The organism is Anaerostipes hadrus ATCC 29173 = JCM 17467, from assembly GCF_030296915.1.
In the GTDB taxonomy this organism is placed as follows: domain Bacteria; phylum Bacillota; class Clostridia; order Lachnospirales; family Lachnospiraceae; genus Anaerostipes; species Anaerostipes hadrus.
The window spans coordinates 2,050,327-2,064,323 of record NZ_AP028031.1; the positions used below are offsets into that span (position 1 = coordinate 2,050,327).

Genomic DNA, 13,997 nt, shown 5'->3' on the forward strand with positions numbered 1-13,997 from the left:
TCTTATAAGACTTCTTTGTGAAACTAAAAAGTCTAATAAAATAAAAAAGCGTAAACAACCACGAACAATCTTCTTGCAAATGGCTTATTTACGCTTTTATAGTCATATCTTTAATTTCTATAGGTATAATAAAAATGTGACACGTTGTCATCTTACAAGATATTTTCATATTCAAAGAACAATGTACTGTAAATATCTTTCGTTTCTAGTCCACTTTCTGGTTGTTTATCTGCTGTTCAAAAAGTGTTTGTTTCACTAACTTTATTATACCAAATCTTTTCATATATTTCAACAAATTGTACAACATTTAATGCACTATTTATATCCATATTGTGAAATTCATCCAAGCAATTTAATATACAGATGTAGAATTTCTCATTTTAGGATCATATCCTGCTTTTTTCAAGGATTTAATGATCTTATTTTTATGTTCTGTACCGAATGCTTCCATTGTGATCGTAAGTTCTACCGCACTATTTCTGTTGATACTTACGAACTGGTTATGCTCTAGTTTGATAATATTTCCCTGTGCATCTGCGATCACATCAGAAACTTTATTTAACTCTCCTGGTTTGTCTGGAAGGAATACAGATACCGTAAAGATTCGATCTCTCATGATCAATCCATGCTGTACTAAAGATGCGATCGTAATGACATCCATATTTCCACCACTGATGATAGAAACTACTTTCTTATTCTTAACATCCAGATGTTTTAATGCTGCAATTGTTAGTAATCCAGAGTTTTCTGCTAACATCTTGTGATTTTCTAACAAGTCTAAGAAACATGGGATCAGTTCTTCATCTTCTACTGTGATGATATCATCAAGGTTTTCCTGAATATATGGAAAAATGATCTTTCCTGGTGTCTGTACTGCTGTACCATCTGCGATCGTGCTGACATGATCACATGACACTACTTTTCCTGCTTCTAATGAAGCTTTCATACATGCTGCTCCTGCTGGTTCTACACCGATCACTTTAATCTTTGGATTTAACAGTTTGGCAAGTGTTGAAACACCTGTTGCAAGTCCGCCTCCACCGATTGGTACAAGGATGTAATCTACGGTTGGAAGTTCTTTAAAGATATCCATTGCGATCGTTCCCTGCCCTGTTGCAACCGTTGGGTCATCAAATGGATGAACAAATGTATATCCATGTTCTGCTGCAAGGTCTAATGCGTGTGCACATGCTTCATCATAAACATCTCCATGAAGGATCACTTCTGCTCCAAGATCTTTTGTTCTGTTAACCTTTAACAGTGGAGTGGTTGTTGGCATAACGATCGTTGCTTTGACTCCCTGTCTTGCTGCTGCCAATGCAACACCCTGTGCATGGTTTCCAGCAGATGCTGTGATCAATCCTTTTGCTTTTTCTTCTTCAGATAATGTACTGATCTTGTAATATGCACCACGGATCTTGTAAGCTCCAGTCAACTGCATGTTCTCAGGTTTTAGATAAACATCGTTTCCTGTCTGATCTGAAAAATAATCACTTTTGATCAGCTTGGTAGGAAGGACAACCTCCTGCACTTTATTATATGCAGCTTCAAAATCTTTTAGTTCTAACATTTTAATTTTCTTCTCCTTTTTCGAATAATGCATTGACAAACATATCTGGATCAAATCTCTGAAGATCATCAACCTGTTCCCCAATACCAATGTATTTTACTGGAATTCCAAGTTCTGACTGGATTGCGATCGCGATTCCGCCTTTTGCTGTTCCATCTAATTTCGTCAAAATAATTCCTGAAATGTCTGTTGCTTCTTTAAACTGTTTTGCCTGTGCCATGGCATTTTGTCCAGTTGTTCCATCTAAGACGATCAGTGTCTCTAAATAAGCTTCACTGTATTCTTTTTGGATGATACGATTGATCTTGCTTAACTCATTCATCAGATTCTTCTTATTATGAAGTCGTCCTGCTGTATCACATAACAACACATCGACATCTCTTGCTTTTGCTGCTGCTACCGCATCATATACAACAGCCGCAGGATCTGCACCCTCTGCTTGACTGATGATATCAACCCCAGCACGATTTGACCATTCTTTGAGCTGTTCGATCGCTCCAGCACGGAATGTATCCGCAGCTGCCAGTAATACTTTTTTTCCTTGTCCTTTTAATGATGCTGCAAGTTTTCCAACAGATGTTGTTTTTCCTACACCATTTACTCCAATGACAAGAACGACACTCTTTTTATCAATAAAATCATAAGCACTATCTTCCAGTCTCATCTGATCCTTAATAGAATCAATCAAAAGCTGTCGGCATTCTTCCGGCTCTTTGATCTTATTTTCTTTTACTTTTTTCTTCAGATCTTCAATGATATTCATTGTTGTATCAATTCCCATATCACTCATGATCAAAATCTCTTCCAGCTCTTCATAAAAATCCTCATCTATTCCAGAAAATCCGCTGAAAATAGAGTCAAAACTTGAGGCAATATTATCTCTTGTTTTACTTAATCCCTGTGCAAGTCTTTTAAAAAATCCTTTTTTCTCTGACATAGCCATTCTCCTTTTATTCATCTAAATCATTCTCGATCAAATTTACAGAAACCTGAGTTGAAATACCTTTTTCCTGCATCGTGATCCCATATAAAACATCTGCTGCCATCATCGTTCCTCTTCGATGTGTGATCACGATAAACTGTGTATCCTTTGTAAGTTTATGCAGATACTTTGCAAATCTTGTGACATTTGAATCATCCAATGCCGCTTCAATCTCATCCAGGAGACAAAACGGAGATGGTTTTAAATTCTGGATCGCAAATAATAATGAAATCGCTGTTAAAGCTTTCTCTCCACCTGATAACTGCATCATATTCTGAAGTTTCTTTCCTGGAGGCTGTGCAATGATCCTGATTCCAGATTCTAATACATCATCATCTGTAAGTTCCAATCTTGCTTCTCCACCACCAAATAATTCCACGAATACTTCCTGAAATACTCGTTTGATGTCTTTAAACTTTGCATTAAACTGACGGCGCATCGCATCTTCCAGTTCTTCCATCAAACCTGTCAGATGTGCTTCTGCTGTCACGATATCTTCATGCTGTTTCTGCATAAATTCGTAACGTTCGGAAACTTCTTTATAATCTTCGACTGCATTGATATTAACTGGTCCAAGGTTCTTGATCTTATTTTTTAACTCAGAGATCGTTTCCTTAACTTTTGTAAGGCTCTGCGTCTCATCCAGATCGATCCTCTGTTTTGCCTGATGATATGTGATCTCGTAATTCTCCCACATATAATCCAAAAGCTCTTTTTTCTTTCCTTTGCGATTCTCTCTCTGACTCTCCAGACGATACATTTCTTTGTCATATCCACTGATACGTTCAAGCATCTCTTCGCGTTCTTTAAGGATATCCTTATAAAGGACTTCTTTCTCCTTCACTTCTTCCTGCATCTTCTGATGCCTGTTCTGATCTTCTATGATCTTTCGTTCCATTGCTTCGCATGATTCTTTTAAATGTCCAATCTGCTGTTTTAATGCTTTTACATTCTCATTGATACTTCCAGTATCTTTCTGATTTTCTTGAACCTCTTCTGATAGATGTTCGATCTCAGATCTTACTCGCTCCTGATTATTCTCCTGAAATTCTAACTTCTGTGATTCTTTGCTTAACTGCATATGAACCTTGGAAACTTCCATTGCATGCTGTTCGGCATGTTTTCTAAGATGTTCAAGAATCTCACTGATCTCCTTGATCCTTTCTTCATCCTGCTCATTTGCACTTTCAAGATCTACCTGTTCATCTTGCAGTCTGTCAGCATCATCTTCCGCATTCCTTAATTCTTCTTCCAGTTGTTGTCTCTGTATACTTAACTGTTCGTGCCTATTATCAAGCTCTTCTTTTCTTCGCTTGATCGCAGATTGTGACATCTGCTGTGTATTTAATTCCAAAGAGATTTCTTGCATCTCTTTCTCTAAGTCTATCATATTTTGCTGATATTCTTTGAGTTTTTTTTCATTTTCATGATATTTTTCTTCATCTTCTGTGATTGCTTTCGTCCATCGATCCAGCTTCTTCTTTAATTCTTCAACTTCTCTGGATCTTCCAAGCAGATTGCTCTTATTCTTAAAAGCACCTCCAGACATTGCACCGCCTCGGTTTAAAGAATCCCCATCAAGCGTTACGATCCTTACACTGTGATGATATTTATTTGCAATTTTAATTCCTGCATCCATATCTTTTACAACAAGAATCTGTCCAAGCAGTGATGCAAATAAATCCTTATATACTTCATCATAGATCACAAGTTGATTGGCTGCCCCGATCACCCCTGGTTCTAAAAGAATTTCTTTCCTTGCAAATTCTTTTCCCTTCACTGCATCCAGCGGCAAAAACGTAACTCTTCCATAACGATTCTTCTTCAGATATTCGATCATCTTCTTCGCTGTTTTCTGCGTATCCGTTACAATGTTCTGAATACTTCCACCCAGAGCTGTCTCGATCGCTGTTTCGTATTTTTCTTCCACTTTAATGATATCCGCAACAGCTCCAATGATCCCAGATGTCACGGCCTGTTGTTCCATCACTTTCTTGATCCCGAATCCATATCCATCATAACGTTCTGCCATATTCCGCATTGTTTCATAGTTGGAACGCACTCTATGATATTTCTCTCTTTTCTGATCCATCTGTTCCTGAATCTGACGGCGTTCCGCTATCAATGTTTCTTCGATTCTCTTGGCATTATGACATTCGATCTCAGATCGTTTTTTCTTCTCATTGATCTCTTCGATCTTCTGACTAGAAGAATCTTTTTCTTTTTCCTGATCATTGATCTGCCGTTTTATTTCTTCTATCTGATGATCCAGTCCTATGATCCGGACATTTAGCTGTTCTTTCACAGTCTGGGAACGCTCAATCGCTCCAGCCACCCGCATACGGCCTTCTCTGACAGCATTCACTCGGATTTCAATCTCTTCTTGTTCTCTCTCCAGATCCTGAATCTGCTTCTGATACAATGCAACTTCGCTTTCTTTTTGTATCTTTTGTTCCATGACAGATTCATATTCCTTACGAATTTCTTCTGTCTCTGCCTCAAATCTCTTTAACTGTGCTTTCTTTTCATTCAGATCTTTATACAGCTTATCCTTAGACTCCAGATACATACTCTCACGCATATGTTCTGTATTGATCTGTTCATTTAAAACCTGAATCTTTCCTTCTTTTTTCTGCTTTGTAAGCTTCATTTCAGAAATATGAGCAGTGATCGTTTCGATTTCCTGTTTTAAATGATCCAAAAACTCTTCTTGTTTTCCGTATTTCTCTTTTGCTTTGGCAAGTGTCTGATTTGCCTCATTGATCTCCCGCTGAGCGATTTCTATCTTTTCATCCAGCTCTTTTAATTCCTTCTCAAGATTCTGATTCTCAAGCAGGAACAACTTCACATCTTCATCTTTCAACTGATCTCTTAACAACAGATATTCTCTCGCACGTTCTGACTGTTTCTTAAGCGGTCCAACCTGACGTTCCAATTCCGTTAAGATATCTGTAACTCGTACCAGATTCTCACGTTCGATTTCCAAAGATTTTTGTGTTTCCAGCTTGTTTTTCTTGTATTTAACAATTCCTGCTGCTTCATCAAATAATTCTCTTCTCTCTTCCGGTTTTCCACTTAAGATCTGTTCGATCTGTCCCTGTCCGATGATCGAATATCCCTCTTTTCCGATTCCTGTATCAAAAAAAAGTTCTACAATATCCTTTCTTCGGCAGGCACTTCCGTTGATCAAATATTCACTTTCCCCAGAACGATAGACTCTTCTGGCAACTGTTACTTCTTCAAACTGGATTGGCAGACTATGGTCACTGTTATCTAATGTGATCGCAACATAAGCAGATCCCATCGGCTTTCGAAGCTCTGTCCCCGAAAAAATAACATCTTCCATTCTAGAACCACGAAGCTGTTTTGCTCTTTGTTCTCCAAGCACCCATCGAACAGCATCTGCAACGTTACTCTTTCCACTTCCATTTGGACCTACGATTCCTGTGATCCCATGTTCAAATTTAAAGATCATTTTATGGGCAAAAGATTTAAAGCCATTGACCTCAATACTTTTTAAATACATGTCCACCTCTGTTTCGTGTTATTTTTTGTGGCGTTTGATCGCCTCAAATGCAGCATGCTGTTCTGCTGACTTTTTACTATGTCCTGATCCTGTTCCGATCACATTCTCTCCAAGACGTGCTTCTACCGTAAAGATTTTGGCGTGATCTGGACCTTCTTCTCCAACAAGCACATATTTTAATCGTCCTTTTCCTTCTCCCTGAACAATCTCCTGAAGATTCGTCTTTGCATCGAAAAACAGAACTTTATTTTCTACATCTTTAAATAAATATGTCTCAATGAATTTTGTTGCTGTTTCGATTCCCTGATCTAAATAAATCGCACCGATCACAGCTTCAAATGCATCAGAAAGAATGGAATCTCTTGATCTTCCACCTGTCATATCTTCTCCTTTGCTTAAGAGAACATATTTCCCAAGGTTGATATCCCTTGCACATCCTGCAAGTGTCGGCTCACATACAAGACTCGCCCTGATCTTGCTTAACTTTCCCTCTGATTCTTTCTGGTATGTGCGATACAGATAATTACTTGTTACCAGCTCAAGAACTGCATCTCCCAAAAATTCGAGACGTTCATTATTCTTATCTTTGCTCATTCTTCGTTCATTTGCATAGGAACTATGAATGAAGGCATTCCAAAGTCGGGATGGCTCATGAAATTTAATTCCTATCTGCTCTTGAAATTCTTCCACACTTTTTGCATCCATTTTCTTCTTATCCTTTCACAATCTGGTCTTTGATCTTCTGCGTAATATCTTCTTCGGCAAATGCGATACACTGAATGATCGCATTTTTCATTTCTTTTGCACTTGAAGATCCATGTGCTTTTACAACCAATCCATTTAATCCAAGTAATGGCGCTCCACCATATTCAGAAGCATCAAATTTCTTTAACGTCTTCTTTAATGCTGGTTTTGCTAATAGTGCACCGATCTTACTCTTTAATGTTGACATCATTCCTTCTTTGATCTGACTGACTAACACTGCTGCTAATCCTTCTTCCAGTTTCAGAACGATATTTCCTGCAAATGCATCACATACAACAACATCCGCTGCACCGTATGGGATTTCTCTTGCTTCGATACTTCCGATATAATTGATATTTTCACATTCCTTTAATAATGGACCTGTTTCTTTTACCAGCTGATTTCCTTTGGCTTCTTCCACACCGACATTGACAAGTCCAACTCTTGGGTTTTTGATTCCAAGAACATCTTCCATATAGATAGATCCCATCTGTGCAAACTGAAGCAGATATTCCGCTTTCGCATCCATATTCGCTCCAGCATCGACTAATAACATCGGACCTTTGGCTGTTGGCATCACTGCTCCCAGTGGTGCTCTCTTGATCCCTTTGATCCTTCCAACAACAAACTGTCCTCCAACAAGGATCGCTCCTGAACTTCCAGCTGATACAAATGCATCTGCAGTCTTATCCTTTACCATTTTCAGGGCGACCACCATGGAAGAATCTTTCTTCTTACGAATCGCTTCTACTGGTGATTCGTCACAAGAAATTTCTTCTTCTGCATTCACAACTTCAATTTGTTCATTTTTATACTGATATTTGCTTAATTCTTCATGAATCCTTGGTGCTTTTCCTACAAGAAATACTTTCAGATTGTTTTTTTCATTCACAGCATCAACGGCACCTTTTACAACTTCTCCTGGTGCATGATCTCCACCCATGGCATCAACTGCCACTTTCACTAATTTCTCCATATGACCTGTTACTCCTTTTCTTAAAAATAGGAAATGCCACACGCCTAAACCTTCTTAAAAAGCCTAAACGTATGGCATTTCTCTTCATTTACCATTATTCAGCGTGTGCTGAAACAATTTCCTTTTTATTGTAAGATCCGCAGGCTTTACATACTCTGTGAGGCATCATAAGAGCACCACATTTGCTGCATTTTACAAGTGTTGGAGCAGTCATCTTCCAGTTTGCTCTACGTCTGTTTCTTCTTCCTTTGGATGATTTATTCTTTGGACAAATTGACATTGGTTTTACACCTCCTTAAAATTCTTAAAAATATCCTGAATCGCTGCCATACGAGGGTCTGCCACCGTACGATCGCAGCCACACTCTTTTTCATTCAGATTCGTTCCGCACACCGGACAAAGTCCTTTGCAGTCTTCTTTGCATAACACTCTGGACGGAAGTTTTGGAACAACTTCATCGAAGATCAGTATATCAAGATCAAGATACTTGTCCTCGATATATGAAGAATCTTCTTCATCAAGATCCGAAAAATCTAATTCTTTCGTCACCTGCACGGAAACCGGATAACTCACTTCTTCAAGACATCGGCTACATGGAATTCCAAGCGTGACTTCTGTCTCAAATGCAAATGATATCTTATCCTTTCCAATATTTCTAAAAACAATCGAAAAATCATTCTTCTCTCGAATAGGATAAGACACACCTTTAAGCTTAATCTCATTCAGATCGATTGACGCTTCGACGGTTTCTTCATATTTAGGTACTGAAATAATTTTTGATAATTGAATCTTCATACGATCTCCTAAATTTTCATACTGTACTATTATACGAATGTGCTTCTGGTTTGTCAAGTAATTTTCCTTACTTTTAAAAAAACAATCCAGAAGCACATTTTAACAAGCTTTATTTTTTATGAAATGATTATTTGACAAGGGCTACTGTGTCTCTTGCGATCATTAATTCTTCATTTGTTGGTACACAAAGCAGTGTAACTTTAGAATCATCTGTAGAGATGATCGCTGTTTCTCCGTGAACATCGTTCTTCACTTCGTCAAGTTCTGTTCCTAAATATCCAAGATATTCACAGATTGCTTTACGTGTGATATCATCATTCTCACCAAGTCCTGCTGTAAATGCGATCGCATCAACACCATTCATAGCTGCTGTGTAAGCTCCAATGTATTTTGCTACACGGTATGCATATGCATCTAATGCTGCAGCTGCAACTTTGTTACCTTCAGCTCTTGCTGCTTTTACATCTCTAAAGTCAGAAGATACTCCTGATAACCCGTAAACTCCTGATTCTTTGTTTAAGATATTTAATACTTCAGATGCTGTTTTGTTTTCTTTATTCGCAATAAATTCGATGATTGCTGGATCAAGATCTCCAGAACGTGTTCCCATGATCAGTCCTTCAAGTGGTGTTAATCCCATAGATGTATCTACTGATTCTCCACCTTTGACTGCTGTAACACTTGCACCGTTTCCTAAATGGCATACGATGATCTTTAAGTCTTTGATATCTTTTCCTAAGACTTTTGCTGTCTCTAAAGATACGAACTGATGAGATGTTCCGTGGAATCCATAACGGCGGATACCATCTTCATCGTAGTATTTTCTAGGAATACCATATAAGAATGCTTTCTCTGGCATTGTCTGATGGAATGCTGTATCAAATACTGCTACCATTGGAAGTCCTGGCATTAATTCCTGACATGCACGAACTCCGATCAGTCCCGCTGGGTTATGAAGTGGTGCGAATACGCTGCATTCTTCAACTTCTTTGATAACTTCATCTGTGATCAGGCATGATTTTGTGAATTTCTCTCCACCGTGAACAATACGATGTCCTACAGCTCCGATCTCATCAAGACTTTCTACAACTCCGTTTTCTTTATCTGTCAGCTGGTCGATAACGATTCCGATCGCTGTCTTATGATCTGGCATAGCTGGTGTAGATTTGATCTTGTCTTTTCCCGCTGGCTGATGTGTTAATGCTCCATCAATTCCGATTCTTTCACATAATCCTTTTGCTAAAACACTTTCTGTCTCTGAATCGATTAACTGATATTTTAATGATGAGCTTCCGCAGTTGATAACTAAAACTTTCATGAACTATGATTCTCCTTATATTTTTCTTATTTATCTGCTTCCAGTGCTGCTGCCTGTACACATGTGATCGCTACTGCACCAACGATATCTGATGCTACACATCCACGTGATAAGTCATTGACCGGTTTTGCGATTCCCTGTGTGATAGGTCCGAATGCCTGTGCTCCACCTAATCTCTGTACTAATTTATATCCAATGTTACCAGCATCTAAGTCTGGGAATACTAATACGTTCGCTTTACCAGCAACTTCACTTCTTGGAGCCTTACTTGCTGCAACTTCTGGTACGATCGCTGCGTCAAGCTGTAATTCTCCACAGATCAGGTACTGAGGGTATTTTTCTTTAGCGATGTTTGTTGCTTCTACAACTTTTGTTACATCGTCATGTTTTGCACTTCCACATGTAGAATGGGATAACATTGCAACTCTAGGTGTTGCTCCGATCAACTGCTCAAATGTCTTAGCTGAGCTTGAAGCGATTGCTGCTAACTGTTCTGGATTTGGATTCTGGTTCAGTCCACAGTCAGCGAATACGAAACATCCGTTTTCACCCATATCTTTAGCCTGTGTATCCATTAACATGAAGGCTGATACGATTTCTGTACCAGGTGCAGTCTTAACAACCTGAAGTGCTGCACGAAGTACGTTTGCAGAAGAGTTGATCGCTCCTGCTACCATTCCGTCTGCATCTCCAACTCTTACCATTGTTGCTCCGAAGAACAGTGGGTTGGATAACAGGATCTCTTTTGCATCTTCTGGAAGCAGTCCTTTGCTCTTTCTTGCTTCACATAAAGATTCGATATATGTATTTAAATGATCACAGTTCTCTGGATCAACAAAAGAAGCTTTGGCTAAATCTAATCCTTCTGCTTCTGCTTTTGCCTTAATCTCGTCTTCTTTTCCAACTAAAATAATATCAGCGATCCCTTCACTGATAACCTCTGCTGCTGCTGTTAATGTTCTCATGTCTGTAGTTTCAGGCAGTACAACAGTTTTCTTATTTGCTTTTGCCTTGTTTTTAATCTCATCAATAACACTCATTTTTCGCGTTGCTCCTTTCAACTTTCCAAAAAGATGAATTTAATCTTGTTAAATTATACAACATCATTTCTTTGTATACAATAATAGTATTTGTATTTTTCGTTGTACATTTCCAGAAAAATCTATATTCTATTCTACATTTTTTTGTTTTCTCTGACAAGATACTTGTTGCTCATTTTTCATTTTTTGTGCAATTTTACTTTTATTCATTTGTGATTTATAATACATTTACAAAATAAACGATTCAAATAAGGAATCTCGAAAGGATATTTTATGAAAACAGCAGCTATCATTTGCGAATACAATCCATTTCACAATGGTCATAAATACCACATCATGCAGACAAGGAATATCACGGGTGCAGACTGCGTCATTGCCATCATGAGTGGAAACTATGTACAGCGCGGAACTCCGGCGGTTATGGACAAAAAAATACGTACCAAGTCTGCCCTTCTTGGAGGTGCCGATCTCGTGATCGAACTCCCCTTATTTGCAGCATGTTCATCTGCCCCTGATTTTGCAATTGGAGCTGTCAGTCTGCTTCACAAACTAGGGGTGATCGACTACCTTTCTTTTGGAAGTGAGTGTCAAGATATTAACAAACTTAAGCAGATTGCATCCTTTCTTATCCAATATGAAGAAGAAATCGAGCGTGGTACAAAAGAGCTTATGAGTCTCGGACATTCTTATCCGAAAGCAAAAGAACTTTATCTTAGAGAGCATCTTGATGATACTTCTTTGATTGAAGTATTAAAACAGCCGAATAATATTCTTGGGATTGAATATTTAAAAGCTTTGCTACAGTTAGACAGCCCTATCATTCCCGTCTGTGTTACCCGTGTTTCAAACGATCATCACAGCAAGGAGTTGACACCTTCGATTTCTTCTGCAACATCCATCCGTGAAATCTTAGAACAAAACCAGATAAGCCCTTTATTCTCAAGAGTCCCTGAAGCTTTGCATGATATCTATCAGATGCATTATCAAAAAGATTTTCCTGTCTGCCTGGATGATTTTTCTCTGCTTTTACATGCAGCTATTTATTCTTGCGAAGATCTTACACAGATCAGCGGTATTTCAAGCGATTTTAAGGACCGTATTTTTAAGATGTTAAAATCTGATCTTTCTTTTGAAGAACTGATCAGTGCCTGTAAGACCAAAAATCTCACCTGGAGTAAAATAAGCAGAAATCTTTTGCATATCATGCTTGATATAACAAAAGAAAAGGTTGAAAAAGTACGAACTTACGATATGTCTCCTTATTTTCAGATTCTAGGTTTCAAACGTTCTGCTTCCTTCCTGATTGGGAATATCAAAAGAAAATCTTCCATCCCTATGGTCCGCCATCTGCGTGTTATGAATGATCCTTTATCCAAAGATCAAGAAGAATTATTATCTACAGAACAACGTGCCAACCAGTTATATCGTACCGTGATCGGACAGAAATTTCATACGATCATAAAAGATGAGCAGATCATCTTCTAGTTTCACCTCCCGCTTCATACACTATAAAAAGAAAGCGGGAGATTTTTCATGAAAACCAGTTTTATCCAGTTTTTACTTATTTTTAGTGTTCTTTCCTTGTTATTTTTTCCACAAACATCGGTCCAAGGCGCAAAAAATGGGCTGATTTTATGGTCTGCAACGATCACACCGACTCTTTTACCTTTTTTACTGCTCACTGGTTTTATGCAATATTACCAAACGTTCCATCTGATCTCCCGGCTCTTTTACCCCCTCAAAAAACTTTTTCCTGGTATCAATGAGGACTTTTTTTACACCTGTATTCTAGGTTTTTTTTGTGGATGTCCCCTCGGTGCGAAGATCATTGATGATTTTATTTCTTGTGGATCTTTTACGAAATCTGAAGGAGAAAAGCTATTATATACCTGCAATCAGATCAGTCCCATGTTCTCTGCTGGATATACTCTTACATTGATCCTTCATGGCAAAATTTCTGCTCTGCGCTTTTTCTTTTGCCTGTATTTTCCTGTCATGTGTTATCTGATCTATCTGGTCTTTTTATTTTTTACAAGCGATTTTCTACATACACACCACTCTTCTCCCACCATTGCACACAAAAAATCAGCAGATCAGGTAATCTTTGATAGTCTTCATTCCATTTTCATGATCGGAATCTGTATTATGATCTTTTCAATTGCCGTTTCTATTTTAGAAATTCTTCCACTTCCTTTCTATTTAAAAAGAGGATTGACCGCTGTTCTTGAAATCACAAATGCCATCTCCTATTTTGGTTCTTCCCATATGTCTATCAGCCGCAAAGTCATATTATTGTGTATGATCACTTCTTTTGGCGGGTTGTCTGCTGCCGTGCAGACTTTAAGTGTATACAAAAAGAGCAGACTCTCCCTCTGGAAATATCTGCTCATAAGATCTCTTTTTAGTGTTTCAAGCGGACTACTTGCTTATCTAGTCTTCATCTGAAATGAAATCTTCTACCGTTCTTGTTCTTGCCTGTGGAATACTGACTCCGGAAAGCTGTTCTTCTATCTCTTTCGCATTCGTTTTAATCGATGCAAGATCTGAATCTAATGCGGATAACAACTGGTTAAACACACTCTCCTGTGCTTCTTTGACACTTGCCACATAACCTTGTACATCTTCCATGATCTCATTGACATAGCGCAATGCACCTGCACGGATCTGATCTGCTTCTTCATTCGCATTATGTACAACACTTCTTGCTGTATCTTTGGCGTGAGTTTCAATCTCATTCGCTCTCATCTTTGCCATCTCAACGACCTCATTCTGATCGATCAATTCTCCTGCATCTCTTGCTGCCTGATCGATCATCTGCTGTGACTTCACTCTGGCATCTTCCAAGATCGCATCTTTGTTCAGAATGATCTTATGGCTTCGTTCAATCTCACCTGGAATCTGCTTCCTTAATTCCTCGATCACTGTCATCAATACATCTTTCTCGATCATAATCTTACCTGGACTAAATCTTGCTGGTTTTGCTTCGTCGATCAGTACTTCAATATCATCAATCATCTCATGTAAATACTTCTCACTCATATTCATT

General features: G+C 38.4%; 12 protein-coding genes. 2 read left to right on the top strand and 10 right to left on the bottom strand.

Features of this window, described 5'->3' with window-relative positions; translation table 11 throughout:
* Positions 1-352: 352 nt before the first annotated feature.
* The 9 genes from ilvA to pta all read right to left on the bottom strand — a co-directional run bounded on the left by ilvA (position 353) and on the right by pta (position 10,951).
* The gene (gene ilvA, locus QUE18_RS09860; RefSeq protein ID WP_009265131.1) at positions 353-1,570 is read right to left on the bottom strand and encodes a threonine ammonia-lyase; all 1,218 of its coding nucleotides are present in this window, start codon (positions 1,568-1,570) and stop codon (positions 353-355) included.
* Position 1,571: 1 nt separating this feature from the next.
* Positions 1,572-2,507: a signal recognition particle-docking protein FtsY gene (ftsY, locus tag QUE18_RS09865; protein WP_015530334.1), complete on the bottom strand. Its 936-nt coding sequence runs from the start codon at positions 2,505-2,507 to the stop codon at positions 1,572-1,574.
* A gap of 13 nt (positions 2,508-2,520) precedes the next feature.
* The gene (gene smc, locus QUE18_RS09870) at positions 2,521-6,078 is read right to left on the bottom strand and encodes a chromosome segregation protein SMC (protein ID WP_009203011.1); all 3,558 of its coding nucleotides are present in this window, start codon (positions 6,076-6,078) and stop codon (positions 2,521-2,523) included.
* A gap of 18 nt (positions 6,079-6,096) precedes the next feature.
* Positions 6,097-6,783: a ribonuclease III gene (rnc, locus tag QUE18_RS09875; protein ID WP_008391604.1), complete on the bottom strand. Its 687-nt coding sequence runs from the start codon at positions 6,781-6,783 to the stop codon at positions 6,097-6,099.
* Positions 6,784-6,790: 7 nt separating this feature from the next.
* The gene (gene plsX, locus QUE18_RS09880) at positions 6,791-7,798 is read right to left on the bottom strand and encodes a phosphate acyltransferase PlsX (RefSeq protein ID WP_008391605.1); all 1,008 of its coding nucleotides are present in this window, start codon (positions 7,796-7,798) and stop codon (positions 6,791-6,793) included.
* A gap of 94 nt (positions 7,799-7,892) precedes the next feature.
* Positions 7,893-8,078 (bottom strand): 50S ribosomal protein L32, encoded by a 186-nt coding sequence (rpmF, locus tag QUE18_RS09885; RefSeq protein ID WP_008391606.1) that lies wholly within the window; start codon positions 8,076-8,078, stop codon positions 7,893-7,895.
* A 5-nt stretch (positions 8,079-8,083) separates the two neighbouring features.
* A complete protein-coding gene (locus QUE18_RS09890; protein WP_015530336.1) occupies positions 8,084-8,593 on the bottom strand; it encodes a YceD family protein in 510 nt (169 codons plus the stop codon).
* Positions 8,594-8,720: 127 nt separating this feature from the next.
* Entirely contained in the window at positions 8,721-9,911 is a 1,191-nt protein-coding gene (locus QUE18_RS09895) for an acetate/propionate family kinase (RefSeq protein ID WP_009203014.1), read from the bottom strand.
* A gap of 26 nt (positions 9,912-9,937) precedes the next feature.
* Positions 9,938-10,951 carry a phosphate acetyltransferase gene (pta, locus tag QUE18_RS09900; RefSeq protein WP_008391609.1) on the bottom strand — a complete coding sequence of 338 codons (1,014 nt, stop codon included), beginning with the start codon at positions 10,949-10,951 and terminating at the stop codon, positions 9,938-9,940.
* 273 nt (positions 10,952-11,224) lie between these two features.
* On the opposite strand from pta, the gene QUE18_RS09905 reads away from it, so the two are divergent.
* Together QUE18_RS09905 and QUE18_RS09910 are read left to right on the top strand one after the other, a co-directional pair.
* Positions 11,225-12,436, top strand: a complete 1,212-nt coding sequence (locus tag QUE18_RS09905) for a tRNA(Met) cytidine acetate ligase (protein WP_009203015.1) — start codon at positions 11,225-11,227, stop codon at positions 12,434-12,436.
* Positions 12,437-12,484: 48 nt separating this feature from the next.
* Positions 12,485-13,396: a hypothetical protein gene (locus QUE18_RS09910; RefSeq protein WP_009203016.1), complete on the top strand. Its 912-nt coding sequence runs from the start codon at positions 12,485-12,487 to the stop codon at positions 13,394-13,396.
* Here the strand turns inward: QUE18_RS09910 and QUE18_RS09915 are convergent.
* A complete protein-coding gene (locus QUE18_RS09915) occupies positions 13,382-13,990 on the bottom strand; it encodes a hypothetical protein (RefSeq protein WP_009265138.1) in 609 nt (202 codons plus the stop codon). The genes QUE18_RS09910 and QUE18_RS09915 overlap by 15 nt on opposite strands.
* Positions 13,991-13,997: the final 7 nt, after the last annotated feature.